This is a genomic window from Candidatus Paceibacterota bacterium (assembly GCA_035452965.1).
In the GTDB taxonomy this organism is placed as follows: Bacteria; Verrucomicrobiota; Verrucomicrobiia; order Limisphaerales; family UBA8199; genus UBA8199.
This window is the reverse complement of sequence record DAOTCE010000002.1, coordinates 165,582-189,138: the sequence shown is the minus strand read 5'-3', so window position 1 is coordinate 189,138 and position 23,557 is coordinate 165,582. Positions and strand designations below refer to the sequence as shown.

The following is a 23,557-nucleotide window of genomic DNA, read 5'->3' as shown; positions in this document are numbered from 1 at the left end:
AGGCCCGGTCCTTTTATCGGCTTGGATCGACCGGGCGGATTTGTTTTGCTGGAACGATGCAGCCGGCCTGTTACTCTTAGCTCCGCGTTTACCGCTCAATCGAAACAACTATGAAGACCACCCCACAAAAGACCGAAACCACTTCCACCAGCCGTCGCGACTTTCTCAAGACCTCAGCCACTGTGGCCGGGACCGCGTTGATCGGCGCGCTCGACGTGGGCCGCTTCGCCCACGCGGCGGAGACTAACATCATCAAGCTCGGCCTCGTGGGCTGCGGCGGACGCGGCACCGGCGCGGCCGGCGACGCGCTGACGGCCGACTCCGGCACCCAGCTCTGGGCTGTCGCCGACATCTTCCCGGAGAAGGTCGAGACCGCCCTCAAGACGCTGACCCCGATGTTCCCCAATCGGATTCAGGTCCCCCGCGAGCGGCAGTTCACCGGGCTGAGCGGCTATCGCGGCGTCATCGAGAACTGCGACGTCGTGCTGATCGCCTGCGCCTCGCGCTTCCATCCGGAATACGCCCTGGCGGCTGTGCAGGCCAAGAAGCATGTCTTCGTCGAGAAACCCGCCTCGGTAGATGTCGCCGGCATCGGGAAAATTCTGCAAGCCGACGAACTGTCGAAGAAGAACGGCACCGGCATGCTCGCCGGCGTGACTTACCGTTACCACCTCGGCCGGCGCGAGGCCATCAAGCGCATCCACGCGGGCGAGATCGGCGACATTGTCGCCATTCAGTGCGATTACCTGCGCGGACCCTACCGTTTGATTGAGCGCCAGCCGGAATGGAGCGAGATGGAGTATCAGCTCCGCAACTGGTATCACTTCACGTGGCTTGGCGGCGACGACATCCCCCAGTCCCTCATCCACAACCTCGATTCAGCCCTGTGGGCACTCGGCGACGTCATGCCGGAGGCGGCCTATGGCATGGGCGGGCGCTCGACGCATTTCCAGACCTCCATGGGCACCTCGTTCGATCATCACCATGTCACCTACGAGTATCCCGACGGCCGCCGCATCTACGGTTCCTGCCGGACCGCCGTCGGCTGTTACGGCTACAACCACGACATCTTCCACGGGACCAAAGGCCGCTGCCACTTCGCCGCCTTCGACCGTCCGCATTTCACCGATCTTAAAGGCAAAATGACATGGCGCGCGGATGCTGCCTTATCAAAGAAGTCGCCCTACGAACAGGAACACCTGGAGTTCCTGCAATCCATCCGCGCCGGCAGGCCCTTTCAGCGCGCGAAGACTCTGGCCGACTCGACCCTGGCGGCCGTCCTGGGCCAAATCGTGGTCTATTCCGGGCGGAAGATCACATGGCAGGAAGCCCTGGATTCCAAGTTTGCGTTCCCACCGGCGGGCGAGATCACGATGGACACCGAGCCGCCGGTGAAACCAGGCGCCGACGGGCTTTATCCAGTCGCCATACCCGGCCAAACCAAGCTGGTCTAAGCGCCTGACTACAACCTTTGGGCCGCGTGAACTACCCGAGGTTCACGAGACGATGCTGGCGCTGGGTGGCCTGCGCCTTGAAGCGTCCGAACAACATCTACAGGCCGCCCCGCTACCGCTGCCGACCGTGAAGCAAATAGCTCAGGCCCTGCTATTGGTCACCTCACCTTTGACAGGAGTGGTGGAGCCAGCAGGCCCCAAAGGCTTATCCTTGCACGGCGGCGCGGACCGCCCCGAGTTGTCCAGCCGAGCCGAGTAACTGGTTTCGGCTGGCGATGAACTTGGAGTATTCCTCGATGAAGATCTTGCCCGGCGGGCGAAAGTCGAACTCGGCCGGCTTGTCGCGGAAGAACTCGCGATGGACACGTGTCCAGACCAGGCGGCCGTCGGTGTCAATATTAACCTTGGTGACGCCAAGCTTGGCGGCGGGGAGATACTCGTTGGGGTCTACACCCATGGAACCGGCGATCTTGCCCCCCGCTTCGTTAATGCGGTCAACTTCTGTCTTGGGGACGCTGGAACTGCCGTGCATGACCAACGGGAAGCCGGGAAGCCGGGCTTTGATCTTCTCGAGCACGTCGAAGTGGAGGGATTGTCGGCCCTTGAACTTGAAGGCGCCGTGGCTGGTGCCAATAGCGCAGGCCAGCGAATCGCAACCGGTCAGTTTGACGAATCGCTCGGCCTCGGCGGGATCTGTCAGGCAAGCGTTGCCTTCCTCAACCTTGATGTCCTCCTCAACGCCGCCCAGCATGCCCAATTCAGCCTCGACGCTGATTCCCTTGGCATGGGCGCGATCCACGACACGCTTGGTGATCGCGACGTTCTGCTCGAAGGGATCGTGCGAGGCATCAATCATCACCGAGCTATAGAAGCCCGAGTCAATGCAGTCATAGCAGCTCTCCTCGTCGCCGTGGTCGAGGTGCACAGCGAAAATTGCATCGGGGAAGATCTCGCCGGCGGAGCGGATAATGGCTTCCAGCATGCGCTTGTCGGTGTACTTGCGGGCGCCTTTGGAGATCTGAATGATGAAAGGCGCCTGGCTGGCGAGGCAGCCTTTGAACAGGCCCATAGCCTGCTCGGCGTTGTTGATGTTGTAAGCTCCGATCGCGTATTTGCCATAGGCAACCCGGAAAAGTTGGGCACTGGTGACTATCATGGTCTTTCTTTGTTGTATCTCTTACAGATTATTTTGTTTAAGAATAAAAGGGATGGGAAGAGGATAGGGTTTGTTCCGGGCCTTGGCTAGCCTTAGTTCACAAGGGATACAGATTGTGGCAAGCTTTGGAGCACGCTACCCGTGTAAGCGGGCAGGATGCCCGCGGCCCGCCCTCGCAGGTGTGAAGTGTTCCGGCTAGGATGGGGACTTTGCCGGCCCCATGCCCGTCCGCAGGAATTCGATGCGGTAGTTGGCCTCCGGATTACGCGTGGACGGTCCGGCCACCAGCATAGCAACCGGACTGGTGATCTGGTGTTCACGAAGCCACCGCCGGGCGAAGTCGCCCCAGCCCTCCGGATCCTCGGCTACTTGGACGGGGTGAGTGCCGTAGGAGAAAGCCAGCCCCTGGCAGATAGCTTCATCCCGGCTCAAGGTGACGATCCAGACTGGTGGATTGAAGCGTGAGATCATTCGGGCCGTGGTGCCGGTCCGGGTAGGCACAAACACGGCGGCGCACGGGACCGTCTCCAGCGCATTTTCCACCACCGAGGCGATTGCTTCAGCCGCCGTCGCGGGCTGGCGATGGCTGCCAGGCCCCTTTAGGTCGATCAGGCGTGTGGGTGGCCGATGGGCTTCCGTGAACACCGCAATTCTCGCCAGCATGGCCACGGCTTCCTCAGGATACTTGCCCACTGCTGACTCGCCGGAGAGCATGATGCAATCGGTTCCGTCGAGAATCGCGTTGGCCACATCTGTGGCTTCGGCGCGTGTCGGCAGACGGCTCGACACCATGGATTCGAGCATCTGCGTAGCGGTGATGACCGGTTTGCCCGCCTGGCTGGCCTCGGCGATGAGCTTTTTCTGCAAGGTAGCCATTTCCTCGATGGGCACCTCCACCCCGAGGTCGCCGCGCGCCACCATGATGCCATCGGCCGCCTTGAGGATCTCGTCGAAGTGCCGGAGCGCGCCTGCCCGTTCGATCTTGGCAATGACGAAAGGCTGTTTGCCGATGGCCGCAGCCGCAGTGCGCACGGCCTCAATGTCCGCAGCGGTTTCCACGAACGACTGGCTCACGGCGTCCACGCCCGCCTGGAGGGCAAACTCCAGGCACGCGCGGTCGTGCTCGGTGAACGCACTGATGCCCAGATCAATGCCCGGCAAATTGAGGCCCTTTCTGGAACGAAGCTCGCCGCCGACCGCGACCTTGCAGTGGACCTCGGTGCCCGCCGCGCGTTCGACAATCAGTTGCACCAATCCGTCGTTGAGGAAGAGTTGGTCGCCCGGTTTGACCACCTTGGGCAGTCGCGCAAAGCTCATCGAGACCCGCCGCAGGCTGCCGACCATGTCCTCGCTGGTCAGCGTGAAGCTCTCGCCCGGGCGCAACTCGATCGGCTCGGGCTCGATCCTGCCCACCCGCATCTTGGGCCCCGGCAGATCGGCCATGATGGCGACGCGCCGCCCGGCGGCTTTCGCCGCGGCGCGAATGCGGGCGATCCGCTCGGCGTGGCCGCCAAAGGCGCCGTGCGAGAAATTGAGGCGCGCCACGTTCAGGCCGGCGCGGATGAGGCGCTCCAGCATCTCCGGCGATTCCGAAGCCGGCCCAATGGTGGCAACGATCTTGGTCTTGTGATGTGGCAGCAACGTGTGCATGGCGAAAAGTTATCCAGTTGGGAATCTAGCGGCTGCCGGATTTGGCTTGAGCCGCTTGGGCCGGTGCCTGCCAACCGCCGCCAAGGGCGCGGTAGAGCTGAACCACGCTTAGGAGTTCATCGAGGCGCGCGCGGGCCAGGCCCAACTCGGTGTCGAACAGTTGCTGCTCGTTGTAAAGAACCTCCAGATAACTCGTCACGCCGCCTTCGTACCGGATGCCGGCGAGTTTCGCCGCGCCACGGTTCGCCTCGGTGAGGTCCCGCTGCTTGGCGAAGAATTCCCGGGTGCGTTGATAGGCAATGAGTGCGTCCGACACTTCACGAAACGCGCCCTGCACCGTTTGCTGGTAGATCGCCAGAGTCTCGTCAAAGCGGGCTTTGGCCTGGCTCAGTTCCCCGCGCAAGCGTCCGCCCGTGAAGAGCGGCATCGTAACCGATGGCCCGAACTGCCAGGTCCGCGCCGGGCTGCTGAATAGATCGGAAAGAGATGTGGTCTGGTAGCCGTAGATGCCGGTAAGTGCGAGTTGCGGAAAAAAGGCTGCCCTGGCCTGGCCAATGTCGGCGGTGGCGGCGATGAGTTGCTGCTCCGCGCCGCGAATGTCCGGTCGGCGCGCGAGCAGCGAGGACGGCAGACCGGCCGGCACATGCGACCGCAACGGCTGTTTTGCCAGCGGGATGCCGCGGTCGATCTTGCCCGGATTACGACCCAGGAGGATGCTAAGCTCGTTCTCTGCCTGCTCTCTCTGTCGCAGCGCACTGACGATGGCCGCTTCCGCTGTCGCGACCAGTACCTTTGCCTGATAGACATCCTGAAGCGAGGCGACACCGCCTTCCTCGCGGGTTACGGTGAGCGCGAGCGAGTTGGTGCGACTGGTGTAGCTGTGCCGGCCGATCTCGACTTCAAGGTCGAATTCGAGCAGCCGGAAGTAGGTCGCCGCAACCTCGGCGACGAGGGTCTGGCACACGGTCCGCCGGGCGTCTTCCGTGGCGAGGAGGCGGGCGCGGGCGGCCTCGTTAGCGCGGCGGATGCGGCCCCAAAGGTCCACCTCGTAGCTCGGCATGGAAACGAACGTGTCGCCGAATTCAGCCTGCGGGTCCAGACTGCTGGGGATGGGGCTGGGACCGCGTTCAGAAGCACGGCTGGTAACGAGATCGCCGGCGGCGCTGACGGTCGGAAAGAACTGGGAACGCGTAATGCGGGCGGCGGCTTGAGCCTGCAAGATGCGCGCCGCGGCGATTTTCACATCCCAACTGTTCGTGAGCGCCTCGGCGATGTACGCCACAAGTTGCGGATCGTCATAGATTTCCCACCAGCCGAGGTCGGCGAAGGAATTCGTGCCGGAAAGCGCGTTGGGGTCCGAATCCGCCAGGCGGTAGGCGGCGGGTGTGTTCACGTTGGGCGGCCTGTAATCAGGGCCTACGGCGCAGCCCGCCAGTGCCGCGGCCAGGGTAAGAGGCAGTATGGACTCCAAAGGGGCCGTGCTGGAAATCCGAGATGCGCAGTTGGAGATTCGAATGAAGGCCCGTTTCATTAATGCGGCTCTCCTTTCTCCGCGTGCGCGGCAGCCGTGGCTGGCGAGGTATCAAGAGGTTTCGGCTGCTTGCCTCGCTCGGAGAGGGTCTGCACAAACACGTAGCAGACCGGGATGATGAACAGGCCCGCAGCGGTGGCGATGGTCATGCCGAACACAACGCCAGTCCCCATCGTGCTCCGCGCGGCGGCCCCCGACCCGGAGGCCAGCATCAGCGGCACGCAGCCGAGAATGAAAGCAAACGAGGTCATGAGAATCGGCCGCAGCCGCAGTTTCGATCCCTCCACCGCCGCATCCAATATCGCTTTGCCCTCCTCGCGCCGCATCTTGGCGAACTCGACGATCAGAATCGCGTTCTTGGCCGCCAGCCCGATGAGCATGACCAAGCCGATCTGGGCGTACACATTGAGGTCATACTGTCGCGCCAGCATGCCGATCAGCGTGCCGAACACGACGGTTGGCGTGGCGAGCAGCACTGAGAAGGGCAGACTCCAGCTTTCGTATTGAGCCGCCAGCAGTAGGAATACAAACAGCACCGCCATGCCGAAAATGATCGAGGCCTGGCCCTCGGATTTCTTCTCCTGCAAAGTCAAGCCGGACCATTCGTAACCGGTTTCGCCAGGCATCGATTTCATGACCTCCTCGATGGCCTTGATCGCCTGACCGGAACTGTAGCCCGGCGCCGGCGCGCCCATCATCTCCGCGGAATTATAAAGATTAAAGCGGGTGACGAAGTTCGGGCCAGACATCTTGCTGACATTCACGAGGGTGCTCAAGGGCACCATCTTGCCGCTGTTATTACGGACATAAAACTGGCCAATGTCGTCCGGTTTGTCGGTGAACTTTGATTCGGCTTGCAGGAATACCTTGTAGACCCGGCCGAAGCGAACGAAGTCATTCACGTACAGCCCGCTCAAGTAGGCCTGCAGCGTGGCAAATACGCTATCCACCGGCACCCCCAGCGTCCGCGCCTTTTCGCGGTCCAGCTCGACCTTCACCTGCGGTGTCGCCGGGTTGAAGGTGGTGCTGAGGCGGCCAATTTCCGGCCGCTGAGCGACATCCGCGGTGAGTTGCTGGATATAATGGGCCAACTGCGCAATCCCGCCGCCCGACCGGTCCTGCAGCTGCATGGTGAAGCCCGATATATTGCCATAACCCGGCAGTGGCGGCGGTCCGAAAGCGAAGGCGCGTGCGCCGGGGATGGCGAAGAACTTTTTGTTCCACTCGCGGGCGATGGCGCGGGCGTGCAAGCCGGGCGCTTTGCGTTCCTCCCAAGGTTGGAGCCCCACGAACATGAGAGCAGCGTTGGGGACATTCAACGAGTTGAGGATATTCATGCCGGCCAGGCCGACCGCGGAGCGGACCCCTTCGGTATTACAAACAATGCCCTCCACCCGCTTGAGCGCCTCGTCCGAGCGCTGCAACGAGGCCCCTTCTGGCAGTTCCACCGCCACGAACAGAAACCCCTTGTCCTCGTCCGGTATGAAACCGCCCGGCACAAACTTCCCGATCACCCAGATGCCGGCGACCACCGCGACCAGCAGAAGCATCGAGCGCGCGGCCTTGCGGGCCAATCCGCCCACGATCGCGCCGTAGCGGTCGCTTAACCACTCGAACATGCGGTTGAACCACTGGAAGAACTTGGCGATCGGCCCACGCCCGGGCTGCGGCTTCCGCAGCAACAGGGCCGACAGCGCGGGGCTGAGCGTCAGCGCATTGATGACCGAGAAGATTACCGCCACGGCGATGGTGAGCGCGAACTGGCTGTAAAGCTGGCCGGTCACCCCGCCCATGAATGCCACCGGCACAAACACGGCGCACAGGACCAAACCGATGGCCACGACCGGCCCTGACACTTCTTTCATCGCCTGGCGCGTCGCTTCAACCGGGGTCTTCCCATGCTCGATATGGTGCTGCACCGCCTCGACGACGACGATCGCGTCGTCCACCACGATGCCAATGGCCAGCACCAAGCCGAACATCGTCAGCACGTTGACGCCGAAACCCAGCACCGGGAACATGATGAACGCGCCCAGCAGGGAGACCGGCACGGTGCACATCGGGATGATGGTGGCGCGGAAGCTCTGCAAGAACACGTAGACGACAATGAGCACCAGGACCACCGCCTCGAACAGCGTGTGGACGATCTCCTCCATCGAGGCCTTGATCGGCAGGGTGGAATCGAGCGTGATGTCGTAATCCATGTCCGGCGGAAAGCGCTGCTTGGCCTCCTCGAGGACCTTCCTCACGTTATCCGCCGTTTCGATCGCATTGGCGCCCGGCGCCAGGTAGATGCCGATGGCGCCCGCCGGCGATCGGTTCAGCCGCGCGCGCAGGTCGTACGTTTGCGCGCCAAGTTCCACCCTCCCCACGTCCTTGACTTTGACCTGGGAACCATCCGGATTGGCGCGAATGATAATCTCCTCAAACTCCCTGGGATCCTTCAGCAGGCCGAGCGCGCGGACGTTGAACTGGCTCTCCTGGCCGAACGGCGCGGGTTCGGCCCCGATCCGGCCGGCCGGCGACTGCGCGTTCTGCTCCTTGATGGCGCTCTGAATGTCCGAGGGCGTTATGCCCAGAAGCGCGAGCTTGTCGGGCCGCAACCAGATGCGCATCGTGTAATCCTGGGCGGTGAAGTTCTTCACGTCGCCAACCCCTTTCACGCGTTTGATGGCATCCACCAGGTTGATGTCGCAGTAATTGGCGAGAAAGACGGCGTCGTAGGTGTTCGTGGGGGAGCAAAGCGCGACCACCATCAGGATGTCGGGGCTGGAGCGGTTGACGACTACGCCTTCGCGTTTCACCGCGTCCGGCAACTGCGCCTCCGCCTGGCCGACCCGGTTCTGCGTGTTGACCTGCATGATGTCCACGTCAGTCCCAACGTCGAAATACACATTCAGCGCCATCTTGCCGTCGTTCGCGTTGTAGGACTGGAGGTAGAGCAGCTTGTCCACCCCGTTGATCTTTGACTCGAGGGGCGTGGCCACCGACTCCATGACCGCCTCGGCGGCGGCCCCGCGGTAAGTGGTCGTGACCTGGATCATGGTCGGGCTGACCGACGGATACTCGGAGATGGGCAGGCGCTGGAGGGTCACCAGCCCGACGATCACTGTCAGGATGGCGATCACCATCGCCACGATGGGGCGCCGAATGAAGAATTCAGCCATGCCGCTACTCCTTCCCGTGTGTGGACGCAGCCGCTTTCTGGGCCGCAGCGGCCTGCGCCAACTGCTCCGCCGTCACCGGTTGGACCAGCCCCCTATCGCGCAGCTTCTGGAGTCCTTCCACCACGATGCGCTCGCCGGCTTGGAGGCCCTCGAGGAGGAGCAGGCGCTCCCCGACCTGGATCGCCACCTTGACCGGCCGTTGCGTCGCTTTGTTATCCGCGCCGATGACCCACACGAAGCTCTTGCCCTGCAACTCCTGCACCGCCCGTTCCGGAATGACAATGATCTCCTTCTCGATCTTTATGTTGACCCGCGCCCGAGCGAACATGCCGGGACGAAGCACCTTCTTCGTATTCGGGAACTCCGCGCGCAGCCGGAGCGTGCCCGTGGTCGGGTCCACGGCGCGATCCAGAAACACCCACTTGCCTGGATACGGCAACTCCCAACCGTCGGCCAGGACCAACGTCACCGGGAGATCCCCAATTCTTTGCCCGCTTTCCACCGCCCTTCGCTCCGCCCGGAGGTATTCCACCTCGCTGACGCTGCAGTAAAACCAGATCGGGTCCAGTGTTGAGATCGTGGCCAGCAACGTGGGCGTCCCCTTGCCCACCAGCTCGCCGATGGACACCTGCTTGGCCCCGATCAGCCCGGATATTGGCGCCCGCACATCGCAGTACCCCAAATCCAATTGCGCCGATTGCACCCGCGCCTCCGCCGAGATCACGCTCGCCTTGCCCACGTCCACGGATGCAAGGGCATTATCCAGGTCCTGTTGGGGTACGGCTCGATTCGTGGCCAGCGGGGTGAGCCGGGCCACGTCCTTCTCATACTTGTTCAACGCCGCCTTGGCCTCGGCCAGGGAGCCTTCAGCGGCGGCCAGCCGTTCCAGAAACGGCTTCTTGTCCAGCGCGAACAGTGGGTCCCCTTGCTTAACTTCCGTTCCCTCGATGAACAGCATCTTGTCCACAAACGCCTCCACCCGCGCGCGCACCTCGACGTTCTGCGGCGAATCAAGCTGCCCGATGAACTCGACGGGGATCGTCACGTTGGTCGCGCTGACGTTCATCACTTGAACGATCGGCGGCGGCAGTTGCGTCGGTGCAGCTTTCTGGCAGCCGCCCGCAGCGACCGCCACCGCCGCCAACGCCAGAGCGACTCTGATGAAATCAAGCAAGCGCGGCACCCGCGGAGGGCGGGCGGATTTCCAGACGCGGAGGAAATGTTCGGGTTTGCCATTCATAATCTGATGCCTGCGAATGCGCGCAGTCCATGCGACGCCAGATTGCGATTTGTTCCTGATGCGTGTCTTCATGTTCGTGGTTCGGGCACCGGCGTTCATCCATGGCGTTGACGGAGCTGGATTTGTGGGTGCCTCAAGGAGCTTGAGTGAAGAGCGCTCGCAGAAGCGTCGTTCCCGTCCGGGAATGTCTCGCCAAGGCGGGCTTTTGCGCATGGCCGCACTGCTTCCAATTTCGCTGCGTCAGACTGCTTTGCCGCAATTGCCAGATCCGTCAGGACAGCCATATCATCAGCCGCAGCGTTAACCTACCATTCCCCCTCGGCAAGCAAATAAGTTCGCCTTCTGCGAGCAAGCGAGTCGCTTCAGTTCGATGGCCAGACGCGGCCCAGCATAGTTCTCCGGTTCCGCACACCGGCGTTGGCTGGCGGCTGGCTGGAGGATGGCTTGTTAGTGCGGTGATGCTACGGTGTGTATCCCATGGGGAGCGCTCCCCATGGGATACACACCGGGGCACCACCGTGCCGCCACCGTAAACTCGGGGTGTTACGGAGAAGGCTGCAAAAGCAAGGTTGGGGCAGTGTGTGCCATCGTCTGTGAGGCTGAGATGTTCGAGTTGGCGGTGAAGCGGCCCACCTGAAAGCCTTTGAACGCCCCGCGTCGCCGCGGACCGAAATCGCAGGTTAGTTGGTGGCGGGTTTGGCTTGGCCTGCGTCTGCCGGCATAGCGGGCAGTTCGACGGCTTTCAACTTCTCATCCAGGATTTCGACTCCGGCCTCTGTCTTGAGTTTGGCAATGTAGTCCGGAAGTTGCTTCTGGAGTGCCTGGCCAGTCAGGCCCTCTTTGATGTCGGGGGCTACCTTTGTAAACTCCAGCTTCCGGGCGGGAATCTTCTCGTGCAGCTTGATGATGTGGTAGCCGTACTCCGTCGTGACGATGTCACTGATCTGGTTGGTCTGGAGGGCGAAGGCCGTGGTTTCGAATTCAGGTACCATGCGGCCACGGGGGAATTGGTATTCACCGCCTTTGTCTTTGGAACCCGGGTCTTCCGAGTGCTCCTTGGCCAGCTTGGCGAAATCTTCGCCGGCCTTGGCGCGTTTCAGGAGGTCCTCCGCTTGTTTGCGCTTGGCGGCCTTCTGCTCGTCGCTCAAGGCAGCGCGAGTCTTGGGGTCCGTCGTTAAGAGGAGAATATGGCTGGCGCGGACCATCTCCTCCTGTTCGAAGCGCGCCGGGTTGTCCTCATAGAACTTCTTCACATCCTCGTCGGTGACGTTGACCTTGAGTTCGCGTCTGACCACGCTCTCGGCAATCGCGTTGTCGGTCCACTGGGCGAGCACTTGTTCGCGGGTCGCGCCCATGAGTTTCAGCTGCCGGTTCAGGTCTTCCTCCGAGCCGAGGCGGGTTTTGGCGTCCTCTAGGCGCTTCTCGGCCACCGCTTTGCCTGCCGACTTCTCCGCCTCGGAGGCTTTGGCATGCAGGAGTTGGAGCTGGATGAGCCGATCCAGCACGCTCCGCTCCAGCATTTGCATCTGCTGGGGTGCAATGGTCTGGTTCTGGGCCGCCGCCTGCGCCTTGATGCGGATGACCTCCTCATCCAACTGGGCGCGGCCGACTTCGACCCCCTTGCCCTTCGCCACAACGGCATTGCCGAAGAGGTCCGAGGGCTTGAGTGCCGGCTTGGAAGCCGCGGCGGCGTTTGTTGAGGCTGGCTGATCCATTGCGGCGCCCCACGCCGAAGGCGCGGACCCCAGGAAAAGCAGGACTAGTGGCGTTGCCACCCAGTTAAATAACATATTGGATCTTTCGTTTTTGACTATAGTTCGACCACCTTGACATTGCTGATGTCCGGGTTCTTCTGGATCTCGTCCAGCACTTCCTGGGGCGGCACGCTATCCAAATTCAAAACCGTTAAGGCCTGGCCGCCAGCAGTATCACGGCTCAGGCTCATGCTGGCAATATTAACCTTGTGCCGCGCCAGGAGGGTCCCCATGTAGCCGACCATGCCTGGGAGGTCCTTGTTGCTGAGCAGCAGCACCACGCCGAAGGGCACAATCTCGGTCGGCTGGCTAAACACCCGCACGATGCGCGGATTGTCGGGCGAGCCGAAGAACGTGCCGCCGGCGGAAACCACCTTCTCGCCGTTGCGGAAGGCCTGCACGTGCAGCCACTCATTGAACGTGACCGGCTCGTTCGATCGTTTCTCCTCGACCGTCAGCCCCAGGGTGGAGGTGATGCTGCGAATGTTGACGTTGTTAAGGTCTTTCACCGCCGAAGCGAATGACAGGAACCCCAGCAGCACGGCGCGGGTCACCGGGTCAATGTTCGGCAACTCCTGGGCCTTTCCGCCGAAGGTGATGTGGAGACGGTCCACCTGCGGCGGCGCAAGCTGGCCAAGCAGGCGGCCGAGCTTCTCGCCGAGGGTGAGGTAAGGTTTGATTTGCTCATAGGTCTTCGCGTCCAAGTACGGCAGGTTGACGGCGTTGCGCACCTCTCCGGTAAGCAGGTAACCCGCGATGACCTCCGCGACTTCCAGCCCGCACTTCTCCTGCGCTTCCTTGGTGCTGGCGCCCAGGTGCGGTGTCAGCGTAATGCCCGGGTGCTTGCGGAAGGGATGATCGGCCGGCAGTGGCTCGGTTGCAAAAACGTCCAGGGCGGCGGCCGCGACTTTCCCCGAATCCAGCGCGGCCAGCAGGTCGTTCTCAACGATGACTTCTCCCCGGGCGCAGTTGACCAGGCAAACCTTGGGCTTCATTTTGGCAAACGCCGCCGCGTTGAGCATGCCGCGCGTCTGCTCGGTTACCGGCATGTGCACGGTGATGAAGTCCGCGTCCCGATACACATTGTCCAGGTCCCCAAGCAGGTCAATCCCCAGCGCCTTGGCGCGCGCCTCTGTCACGAACGGGTCATAGCCCCTCACGCGCATGCCAAAGGCCAGGGCGCGCCTGGCAACCTCGCTGCCGATGCGGCCCAAGCCAAGGACGCCAAGTGTTTTGCCCGCCAGTTCGGTTCCCTGGAACTGTTTTCGATCCCACTTGCCCTCCGTCATGGAAGCGCTGGCCTGGGGCACCTTGCGGGCGAGGCTCAGGATCATGGCGAACGAAAGCTCGGCGGTGGAGATGGTATTGCCGCCGGGCGTGTTCATCACCACGACACCATGCTGCGTGGCCGCCTCGACATCCACGTTGTCCACACCCACACCGGCCCGGCCCACCACCCTCAATTGCGGCGCCCCCTCGATCACTTTACGGGTCACTTTGGTCTCGGAGCGCACGACCATCGCCACGACGTCTTTGACGACAGGCAACAGCTCTGATTCCGAGAGTCGCTTGGGCAGAACCACCACGTCGAACTCGGGCCGCTGCTGCAGCAATGCAATTCCCTTGGGGGACACAGGGTCACATACCAGAATCTTCATAAGAAAGCGCTGAATCTATGGGAAGCCATGGCGGAGGTCAAATGCGCAAACAGCGACGGAATAATCCCTCAGTCGGGCAGCTCTCGCCGCACTATGGCTGGCGGCTTGTGGGATGTTGAAGAAGTGGTTAGTTTTCAGGCAGACAATGTCGCCAGCAATTTTCAGTTGTTCGCTCGTGCTGCGGGCCCGGTGGCGGTGGCTCGCCTCGGGCTCCACACAAACCCAGCTTGCGGGTCCGCCACGCAAGATGATGGTGATAGGCCCGATCACCAAACTTCTGGCCGGGCTTCTGGTTCTGCCCTTGCTGATAATGCCCGCGCGCGGCGCCTCCAGCCGCCCGCCCAACATCGTCGTCATCCTTGCCGACGATCTGGGCTATGGCGATGTGCGGTGCTACAACGCGCAGTCGAAGATTCCCACACCCCACCTGGACCGGCTGGCCGCCGAGGGCATGCGATTCACGGACGCGCACGCGCCGGACGCCGTGTGCACGCCGACACGCTATGGGCTGCTGACTGGCCGCTACGCCTTCCGCTCACGCCTGAAGTCCGGCGTACTGCCGCCGTGGGGCGGGGCGCTGATCGAGGATGGCCGGTTCACGGTCCCGGCGCTGCTGCGTCAGCGGGGTTACACCACGGCCTGCATCGGGAAGTGGCACCTGGGCTGGGACTGGCCGACCAAAGACAATCTGCCCGCTGCCAGCGAAGATGGTATCGGCAACGCGGATTTCACCAAAACCATTGCAAACGGTCCCACGACGCGCGGGTTCGATTACTATTTCGGCGTGGATCTGCCCAACTTCCCCCCTTACTGCTTCATCGAAAACGACCGCACCGTCGGGCTGCCCTCGCTGGCCGCGCCGCTCCAGAAGGGCGCGTTCAACCGTCCCGGGCCGATGGTGTCCGGCTGGAGCCTCACCAACATCCTGCCGGAGATCACCCGCCGCGCCGCGCGCTACGTCGAAGACACCGCAAAGAGCAGCAAGCCCTTCTTCCTCTATTTCTCACTCACCGCGCCGCATTATCCCGTCGTGCCCACGGACGAATTCAAAGGCCGCAGCCAGGCAGGCGATTACGGGGATTTCGTCGCGCAAGTGGACGGCGCGGTGGGCGAAGTCCTCTCCGCGCTTGCCCGCGCGGGCAAGACCGCCAACACCCTCGTCATCTTCACCAGCGACAACGGGCCGGAGTGCGTGGAAGTTGATCCCGGGGCCTATGACCGCATCCGCCGCTACGGCCACCGGAGCATGGACGGCTTGCGGGGCGTCAAGCGCGACATCTGGGAAGGCGGCCACCGCGTGCCATTCCTGGCGCGCTGGCCGGGGCATATTCCCGCCGGAACCACCAACGCCGAGACCATCTGCCTCGTGGACCTGATGGCCACCTGCGCCGCGCTCACCGGGGCGAAAGTGCCACTCAATGCCGGCGAGGATAGTTACAACATCCTTCCCGCGCTGCTGGGCAAGAAGGGCGAACGCCCCATTCGCGAAGCCACCGTGCTCCGCGGCGGCCGTGGGGATTTTGCCATCCGGCAGGGCGACTGGGTGCTGATTGACGCTGTCAGCGGCGACGGCAATCGCGGCAGGAACCGCCCGGGCGAACCCGAATGGTTCCAGCAGGAGCGCGGCTATGTGACCAACCAGTTCTCCAGTGAACTTTACAATCTGCGCGAGGACCTTTCCCAGCGCCAAAACCTCTACGGCGTGAAGCACGATGTCGTCCGACGTCTCAAGACGGTCCTTGAAGACTACAAGACCCGCGGCCGCAGCACGCCAGGGCCACAGATGAAGAGCACGCCCGCAACGGAGTAAAGCCGCGCATGACTCTAACGCAGACCTGTTTGCGCCGTCGTTCCCGGGGTGATCAGGCCAGCAAACCCGAAGCCCGAGATCGTTCTCCTCGGAGCCAATGGAACCGCATGTCAGATAAGACTGCTGTCCCCCGCCCTCGGTCCCCAAACCGACGCCATGCCAGCACCGCTTTGGGGCCGCTTCGAGTTTCGGTTCTCCTCCTCTGCGCACCGTTATCCACGCCGCCACTGTCAGCCTCCGCCTCGCCCGCCCCGCAGCCCAATGTCGTGGTCATCCTCGCCGACGACCAGGGCTGGGGCGACCTGAGCGTGAACGGCAACTCCAACCTTGCCACGCCCAGGATTGATTCGCTGGCCAAAGACGGCGCGCTGTTCGAGCGGTTCTACGTCAGCCCCGTCTGCTCGCCCACACGCGCCGAGTTTCTCACCGGTCGTTACCACCCGCGCAGCGGCGTGCGCGGGGTATCGACCGGCGGCGAGCGGATCAACCTCGACGAGAAGACCATCGGCGACACCTTCAAAGCCGCCGGCTATGCCACGGGCGCGTTCGGCAAGTGGCACAACGGAACGCAGTACCCGTATCATCCCAACGCCCGCGGGTTCGACGAATACTACGGGTTCACCTCCGGCCACTGGGGCATTTACTTTGACCCGCCGCTGGACCACAACGGCAAGCCGGTCCAGGGCAAAGGCTTCATCATAGACGATCTGACCGACCACGCGCTGAAGTTCATTGCGGAGAACCGGAAGCGCCCGTTCTTCTGCTACCTCCCGTTCAACACCCCCCACTCGCCGATGCAGGTGCCCGACCGCTTCTATCGCAAGTTCGCGGATGCCGAACTCAAGCTGCGCGCCCGCAACCCGCGGCAGGAGGATATCGCTCACACCCGCGCCGCGCTGGCTATGTGCGAGAACATCGACTGGAACGTGGGCCGCATCCTGGACCGGCTGGAGGAACTGAGGCTGGCCGACCGGACCATCGTGCTTTACTTCAGCGACAACGGCCCCAACGGTTGGCGCTGGAACGGTGGCATGAAAGGGCGCAAGGCCTCGACGGACGAGGGCGGCGTGCGCGTCCCGTTCCTGGTCCGCTGGCCCGGGCACATTCCGGCCAACTCGCGCATTCCCCAGATTGCTGGCGCCGTGGATCTGCTCCCCACTTTGGCTGACCTGGCGAACATCCCGGTGGCTGGCGCCAAACCCCTCGACGGCGTCAGCCTCAAGCCGCTGCTTTCGGGCGGGGCCGGCGATTGGCCGGACCGCATGGTCTTCTCCCACTGGAACGGCAGAGTCAGCGTGCGCACCCAGCGTTACCGGCTCGACGACAACAACCAGTTGTTCGACATGCAGGCCGACCCCGGCCAGGACCACGATATCTCCGCCGCCGAACCCGAGGTGAGTTCCCGCCTGTCCACAGCCCGCTCGGAATGGATGGCCGACCTATTGTCCGGTTTCAAGGACCACCACCGCCCCTTCACAGTCGGCTATCCTCAATTCCCCGGCAGCCAATTGCCCGCCCGCGACGGCGTGCCACATGGCAACGTCCAGCGCAGCGCGAACGCGCCAAACTGCTCCTACTTCAAGAACTGGACGGGCACCAACGACAGCATCACCTGGGATGTGGAAGTAGCCACGACCGGTAAATATGAAGCGGTCATCTACTACACCTGTCCCGGTGCGGACATTGGCTCGCTCATCGAACTGAACTTCCCGGGGAGCCGCGTGCAGGGGAAAGTATCACCGGCAAATGACCCTCCCCTGAGCGGTGCCGGGCACGACCGCGTTCCCCGCCAGGGCGAATCCTATGTGAAGGACTTCAAACCGCTGCGTCTGGGCACCGTCGAGCTGAAACAAGGCCGCGGCTTGATGACCCTGCGTGCCTTGTCCGTCCCCGGCAAGCAGGTCATGGACGTGCGCTCGGTAGTGCTGACCCTGCTCAATTAGCTCGTGCCTGGGTCGGGGTGGATGGGTTTGGCGTGGTGCTTTGAAGGCGGTTCATTATAATCCGGCCATCGCAGAGTGCTTATGACAACCTCGAGAACACACTTGAACGGCAGGTGCATCACATTCTGGTCATTGGTTTTCCTGGGCTGCTGCATGACGCCGGGCTCCGGGGCGGGGGCTCCGGCCGCCTCCAACGGGGCCGCGAACACGCTATCGGTGGACGCGGTCGTGGAGGCGGTCGTGCGGCACAATCCCGAGTTGGAGTTCTACCACGCGGAAATTGCCGCGGCCAAAGCGGGCCGCCGGACGGCGGCGCAGTGGCAGAACCCGGAGGTGTCGGCCGACCTTGGCGGCAAGCGTGTCTGGGATCGCGGCGGTCACGCATTGGGCGACGGGGCGGCGTGGTCAGTGTCCGTGGGGCAAGCCTTCGAATACCCGGGGCGCATTGCCTTGCGGAAGGCGATTGCCAACGGGCAGGTGGAACTCGCCGACCTCGGACTGGCGCAGTTTCAGGCGTCGCTGGCGGCGCGGGCGCGGACCAAAGCCCAGTTGGCACTGGCGGCGCAGCAGAAAGCCGACGCGGTGCACGAGGTGGCGCAGCGGTTCCGTTCATTGCTCGACGTGCTGGTGCAGCGCGACCCGGCGGGGGTGACGCCGCTGCTTGACCAGCGGATCATCGAGGCGACTTCCGTCACCCTGCAGCGCCGCGCAGCGCAGGCCGGGCGCGAGGTCCAGGGGGCGTTGCTGGAGCTGAACCAGTTGCGAGGCTCTCCGGCAGGAGCGCCGCTGCGGCTCACAGGCAGCTTGGAGGTGCCGACAAACGCGCCGTCGCTGCCGGTGCTGCTCGAGGCGGCAGCAACGAACAGTTTCGACTTGCGGATGCGCCAGGCCGAGCTGGCGCAGCAGGGATTCCGGGTGCAACTGGCCCGGAACGAGCGCTACCCAACGGTGACCCTCACGCCGTTTTTTGCTTCGGAACGGGCCAATGACGAGCAGCAGATCGTCGGCCTGGGTGTGAGCGTGCCGGTGCCCCTGTGGACCCGAAACCAGGGCAATATCGACGCGGCGCGGGCGCGCGAGCAGCAGGCGGAAGCCTCCCTGCGCGCTACCCAGCGGGACGTCGAGCGGCGGGTGGCTGACCATGCGCTGGCGCTCAGCACCCACCTCGTGGAGATGGCTCAGTGGCGCCCCGACGCGCAAGCCCAATTCCGCGAAGCCGCCGAGCTGGCCGACCGGCATTTCCGGCTCGGCGCCGTGCCGGTGACGACCTACGTCGAAATGCAACTGAAATACCTGGACGCGCTGGAGGCCCTGCTGGCGACCCGCCACGAGGCTCTTGATCAGCGGCAGCAGTTGGAGGTTCTCGTCGGGAGATCGCTCGATTCCCTGGTCGCGCGCTGAGCGACTCGCCATGCTGCACCGTCTCATTGATGCCTCGCTGCGGCAGCGGCCGTTTCTGCTGCTGGTGGCGGCGGTGTCCTGCGGCATCGGCCTCTGGTCGGCCTATCACCTGCCGATTGACGCGGTGCCCGACATCACCAGCCCCCAGGTGCAGGTCAACACCGAGGTGCTCGCGCTCGCGCCCGAGGAAACCGAGAAGGCCGTCACTGTGCCCCTCGAGATGGAGCTGTCCGGCATTCAAGGGGTCGAAGAGATGCGCTCCCTGACCAAGTTCGGCCTCTCGCAGGTCACGCTCGTCTTCCGGGATGGCATGGACATCTACCGCGCGCGGCAACTGGTCGCCGAGCGGCTGCAGGCGGTCGCCGACCGCTTGCCGCCGGGCCTCACCCCCAAGCTCGCCCCGATCAGCACCGGCCTGGGGGAGATTTACTACTACACGGTGGCGTGGCGCGCCGATGCCACCAACCGGCCGGCCGACCGCCTCGAACAGTTGCGCGAGCTGCGCGAGCTGCACGAGTTCACCATCAAGCCCATGCTGCGCACCACCCCGGGCCTCGCCGAAATCAACGCCAGCGGCGGCCACGAAAAGCAGCTTGTGATCCAGCCGCGCCCGCGCGACCTGGAACGCGCGGGCTTGACGTTCGACGACCTGGCGATGGTCGTGGGCGAGAACGTCGAAAACACCGGGGGTGGCGTCATTAACAGCGGCGACAACCAGCTTACCGTTCGGACGGTAGGCCGCGTGCGCAACGTCGAGGAGATCGCCGGCCTGCCAGTCAAGTTTGCCGGCGACGTCAAACCGCTGCTGGTCGGGGACGTCGCCGACGTCGCCATCGGCTCCCGTTTCCGCACCGGGGCGGCGACCGAGAACGGCGAGGAAACCATCCTCGGCACAGCCATGATGCTGGCCGGCGAAAACAGCCGCATCGTCGCAAGACGCTTCGGCGAACGCCTCCGCGAAGTCGCTTCCCGTCTGCTCCCCGGCGTCGAAATCCGCACACAATACGATCGCTCTGACCTAGTGGACCGCACCGTGGCCACTGTGAAGAACAACCTCTTCGAAGGCGCCATCCTCGTGGTGGTGGTCTTGCTGCTGATGTTGGGGAACTGGCGCGCGGCGCTGATCGTGTCGGCAGCGATTCCCCTGTCGTTCCTGTTCGCCCTCACGGGCATGGTGAGGCTCGGCGTCTCAGGCAACCTGATGAGCCTGGGGGCGGTGGACTTCGGCCTTATCATAGACGGCGCCGTGGTGATGGTGGAGAACATCGTCCGGCGGTTGGGCGAGCGGCAGAAGGAACTGGGCCGGGTGCTGAGCCCGGCCGAGCGTTTGGAGACGGTCGGCGCCGCGAGCAAACAAGTCGCCAACCCGATGTTTTTTGGCGTGCTCATCATCACGATTGTCTATGTGCCGCTACTGGCCCTGACCGGCGTCGAGGGCAAGATGTTCCATCCTATGGCGATCACCGTGATGCTGGCGCTGGGAGGCGCGCTGGTGCTGGCGCTGACGCTGATGCCCGTGCTCTGCTCCTACCTGTTAGGCGGCAAAGTGAGCGAAGCCGACAACCCACTGGTGCGCCTGATGAAGCGCCTCTACGCGCCCTCCCTGCGGCTGGTCCTTGCCCAGCCTTGGCTCATCGCGGTGAGCACGGTGATCTGGACCACGCTCTCGGTGCTGGCGTTTCTGAAGCTCGGGGCGGAATTCGTGCCCAAGCTCGACGAGGGCTCGCACACGGTCATGGTTTATCGCACCAACAGCATGAACCTCGATGCTTCGCTGGCAATGGAGATGGCGACCGAGCGGCTGCTGCTGAAAATTCCGGAAGTGGAACGGGTCTTCTGCCGCCTGGGAACGAGCGAGGTTGCCACTGACCCGATGCCCCCCAGCCAGAATGACCTTTATATATTCTACAAACCGCGCGAGCAGTGGCGCCAGGCGGACGGCCAGCCCATCACCAAGTCCGCCCTGGCCGCGCTCATTGAGCAAGAAATCACCAGGGAATTACCCGATCAGAGTTTCCTCTTCGCGCAGCCCATCGAAATGCGTTTCAACGAACTGCTTGAGGGCGTCCGATCCGACCTGGCCCTCAAGATCATCGGCACGGATTACGACCTGATGGAGAAGCTGGCGGCGCAGGCCAAAACGATTCTGGACCAGGTGCCGGGCGCGGGGGAGGTCGAGTTCGAGGCGCAGGGCCGCGCGCCGGTGCTGGAGATCATCCTCAACCGCGAGGCGTTGCGGCGCTACAATCTGCATGCGGCCGACGTGAACCGAACCATCGGCACGGCCCTGGCCGGACAGACCGTCGGCCTGATCTACGATGGCAACCGGCGGCACGAAATCGTCGTTCGGCTGGCAGGCAACCTGCGCGAGCGCCTCGAAGAAATCCGCGCTCTGCCCGTGCGGGTCGGCGAGCATGGGCTGGTGCCATTGGAAAAGCTGGCGGAGTTCCGGAGCGTCGCCAGCGTGGACCCGATCGTGCACGAAGAAGGGCACCGGCGCGTGGCGCTGATGATCAATCTGCGCGGCCGCGATGTGGAGGGTTTTGTGAACGACGCCGAAGCGCGGATCCGGGCTCAGATTCGGTTTCCCGAGGGCTACACCTACGAGTTTGGGGGGCAGTTCAAGAACCTGCAGGAGGCGCGCCTGCGGCTGCTGATCGTCGTGCCCGCGGCGCTGGTGATGATCTTCCTGCTCATTTTCGTGGCATTCGGCAGCCTGCGGCAGGCATTCCTGATTTACACGGGCATTCCGCTGGCGATCACCGGAGGCGTGCTGGCGCTGTATGTGCGCGGCATGCCGTTCAGCATCACCGCCGCGGTGGGCTTCATCGCGCTGAGCGGCGTCGCCGTGCTCAACGGCGTGGTGATGATCAGCTACTTCAACGAACTGCGCGCCCAGGGCCACCGCATTTACCAGGCGGTGTTCGAGGGCGCGCTCACGCGGCTGCGGCCGGTGTTGATGACGGCATTTGTGGCGAGCCTCGGGTTCGTGCCCATGGCCCTGGCGACCGGCCCTGGCGCCGAGGTGCAGCGCCCGCTGGCGACGGTCGTGATTGGCGGGATTCTCAGCTCGACCTTTCTGACACTGGTGTTACTGCCCGTGCTCTATGTCTGGTTCGAACGCGAACGATGCGCAGCGCCGAACTGAAGCAGGGCCGCCGTTTGATGACCCCGGCACGGGAGCAGTTGGCGACAGCCGGGCAAATTTCTTGAGAGCAGGAGGCCGATTACCTGCCGCCCGTCAAACCCTTGCGTCGCGGGCGTGAGCTTCGCGCAGGCCTGGCTGGAGGAATGCCGCAACATCCCGCCTCGCCGGTCGAAAATTTCCTCGCGGCGGTTTCCGGAGCCCTATAACCTCGCCGTCGAATTATGAAAGTGTTCCGCCTTGTCTCCGTCGTTCTGGTGGCTGGTTTCGCCCTCCTCTCCGTTGCCTCCTTCGCGGCGGATGTCCGACCCAACGTGCTCTTCTTCCTCGCCGATGACCTCGGCTACGCCGACGTCGGGTTCACCGGCAGCAAGGAGATCAAGACGCCCCACCTTGATACGCTCGCCGCCGCCGGCGCGCGCCTGGAACAGTTTTACGTGCAGCCGCTTTGTTCGCCCACCCGCGCGGCGCTGATGACGGGGCGTTATCCCATGCGTTACGGCATGCAGGTCGGCGTCATCAAGCCCTGGGAGCACCGCGGCTTGTCCCTGGAGGAGAGGCTGTTGCCGAAGGTCCTCCAAGACGCAGGCTACACCACCGCCATTGTCGGCAAGTGGCATTTGGGCTGTTACGAACGGGCTTACCTGCCGACCTCACGCGGCTTTGTCCATCAATATGGCCATTACTGCGGCGCGCTGGATTACTTCACGCACGTGCGCGACGACGGCTTCGACTGGCACCGCGACGACCGCGTCTGCCGCGACGAAGGCTACAGCACCCATCTGATTGCCCGCGAAGCCCAGCGCCTCCTGCGCGAACAACCGGCCGACAAACCGTTCTTCCTTTACGTTCCTTTCAACGCGGTGCATTCACCCCACCAGGTGCCGGAGAAATACTGCGCGCCGTACGCCAGTTTCCCCGAACCGCGCCGCACCTACGCGGGCATGGTGGCCGCGATGGACGAGGCTATCGGCCAGGTCCTGGCCACGCTCGATGCCCGCGGCTTTCGCACCAACACGCTGATCTTCTTCTCCAGCGACAACGGCGGACCCGCCCCGGGCCGCGTCACCAGCAACGGCCCGCTCCGCTCCGGCAAAGGCACCGTGTACGAGGGCGGCACACGCGTCTGCGCCTGCGTCGCCTGGACGGGGCGCATCAAGGCGGGCGCCGCGATCTCCCAGCCGCTGCACATGGTGGACTGGTATCCCACGCTGCTGAAGCTGGCCGGCGCCTCGCTCGAACAAAAGCTCCCGCTCGATGGCCGCGACATCCTGGGCGTGCTCACCCAGGGCAAGCCTTCCCCCCACGACCAAATCCTGCTCAACACCACGCCGCGAGGCGGTGCCATCCGCGTCGGCGATTGGAAGCTGATCGTCAATGGCGTGGTCGGCGTTGGCGAGGAAGACGTAAGTCCCCCACCGGCCAAACGCAAGAAGGCCGCCCGGAAAGACCAGCCGCGCGGCGTGGAGCTGTTCAATTTGGCGCAGGATCCCTCCGAGCAACGCAACCTTGCCGCCGAGCAACCGGACAAGGTGAAGGAACTCCGCGCCCGCTATGACGCACTCGCCAGGCAGGCCGTCGCGCCTGGCAACCAACCCCAAACCGCCGACTACAAGGCGCCCAGGATTTGGGGTGAAAAGGATTAACG

13 protein-coding genes are annotated in these 23,557 nt (G+C 63.6%); 6 read left to right on the top strand and 7 right to left on the bottom strand.

All coding sequences use genetic code 11. The features are described 5' to 3' along the window. The first annotated feature begins 110 nt into the window (after window positions 1-110). Window positions 111-1,454 (top strand): Gfo/Idh/MocA family oxidoreductase, encoded by a 1,344-nt coding sequence (locus P5205_02770; GenBank protein HSA09271.1) that lies wholly within the window; start codon window positions 111-113, stop codon window positions 1,452-1,454. 205 nt (window positions 1,455-1,659) lie between these two features. Here the strand turns inward: P5205_02770 and P5205_02765 are convergent, their stop codons facing one another. The 7 genes from P5205_02765 to serA all read right to left on the bottom strand — a co-directional run bounded on the left by P5205_02765 (window position 1,660) and on the right by serA (window position 13,610). Next, window positions 1,660-2,610, bottom strand: a complete 951-nt coding sequence (locus P5205_02765) for a ketose-bisphosphate aldolase (GenBank protein HSA09270.1) — start codon at window positions 2,608-2,610, stop codon at window positions 1,660-1,662. 195 nt (window positions 2,611-2,805) lie between these two features. Further along, window positions 2,806-4,260 carry a pyruvate kinase gene (pyk, locus tag P5205_02760; protein HSA09269.1) on the bottom strand — a complete coding sequence of 485 codons (1,455 nt, stop codon included), beginning with the start codon at window positions 4,258-4,260 and terminating at the stop codon, window positions 2,806-2,808. Between the two features lie 25 nt (window positions 4,261-4,285). Then, a complete protein-coding gene (locus tag P5205_02755) occupies window positions 4,286-5,791 on the bottom strand; it encodes an efflux transporter outer membrane subunit (protein ID HSA09268.1) in 1,506 nt (501 codons plus the stop codon). Continuing rightward, window positions 5,791-8,958, bottom strand: a complete 3,168-nt coding sequence (locus P5205_02750; protein HSA09267.1) for a multidrug efflux RND transporter permease subunit — start codon at window positions 8,956-8,958, stop codon at window positions 5,791-5,793. Before P5205_02750 ends, P5205_02755 begins: the two co-directional genes overlap by 1 nt. Window positions 8,959-8,962: 4 nt before the next feature. Next, window positions 8,963-10,198 carry an efflux RND transporter periplasmic adaptor subunit gene (locus P5205_02745; GenBank protein HSA09266.1) on the bottom strand — a complete coding sequence of 412 codons (1,236 nt, stop codon included), beginning with the start codon at window positions 10,196-10,198 and terminating at the stop codon, window positions 8,963-8,965. Between the two features lie 680 nt (window positions 10,199-10,878). Further along, complete coding sequence (locus tag P5205_02740; protein HSA09265.1) at window positions 10,879-11,988, bottom strand: peptidylprolyl isomerase; 1,110 nt, start codon at window positions 11,986-11,988, stop codon at window positions 10,879-10,881. A 20-nt stretch (window positions 11,989-12,008) separates the two neighbouring features. Beyond that, window positions 12,009-13,610 (bottom strand): phosphoglycerate dehydrogenase, encoded by a 1,602-nt coding sequence (gene serA, locus P5205_02735; protein ID HSA09264.1) that lies wholly within the window; start codon window positions 13,608-13,610, stop codon window positions 12,009-12,011. Between the two features lie 145 nt (window positions 13,611-13,755). On the opposite strand from serA, the gene P5205_02730 reads away from it, so the two are divergent. From P5205_02730 to P5205_02710, 5 genes are all read left to right on the top strand, one after another. Beyond that, entirely contained in the window at window positions 13,756-15,420 is a 1,665-nt protein-coding gene (locus tag P5205_02730; GenBank protein HSA09263.1) for an arylsulfatase, read from the top strand. A 266-nt stretch (window positions 15,421-15,686) separates the two neighbouring features. Further along, the gene (locus P5205_02725; protein ID HSA09262.1) at window positions 15,687-17,363 is read left to right on the top strand and encodes an arylsulfatase; all 1,677 of its coding nucleotides are present in this window, start codon (window positions 15,687-15,689) and stop codon (window positions 17,361-17,363) included. A gap of 81 nt (window positions 17,364-17,444) precedes the next feature. Next, window positions 17,445-18,764 carry a TolC family protein gene (locus tag P5205_02720; protein ID HSA09261.1) on the top strand — a complete coding sequence of 440 codons (1,320 nt, stop codon included), beginning with the start codon at window positions 17,445-17,447 and terminating at the stop codon, window positions 18,762-18,764. Between the two features lie 10 nt (window positions 18,765-18,774). Further along, complete coding sequence (locus tag P5205_02715) at window positions 18,775-21,912, top strand: CusA/CzcA family heavy metal efflux RND transporter (protein HSA09260.1); 3,138 nt, start codon at window positions 18,775-18,777, stop codon at window positions 21,910-21,912. 221 nt (window positions 21,913-22,133) lie between these two features. Next, the gene (locus P5205_02710) at window positions 22,134-23,555 is read left to right on the top strand and encodes an arylsulfatase (GenBank protein ID HSA09259.1); all 1,422 of its coding nucleotides are present in this window, start codon (window positions 22,134-22,136) and stop codon (window positions 23,553-23,555) included. Window positions 23,556-23,557: the final 2 nt, after the last annotated feature.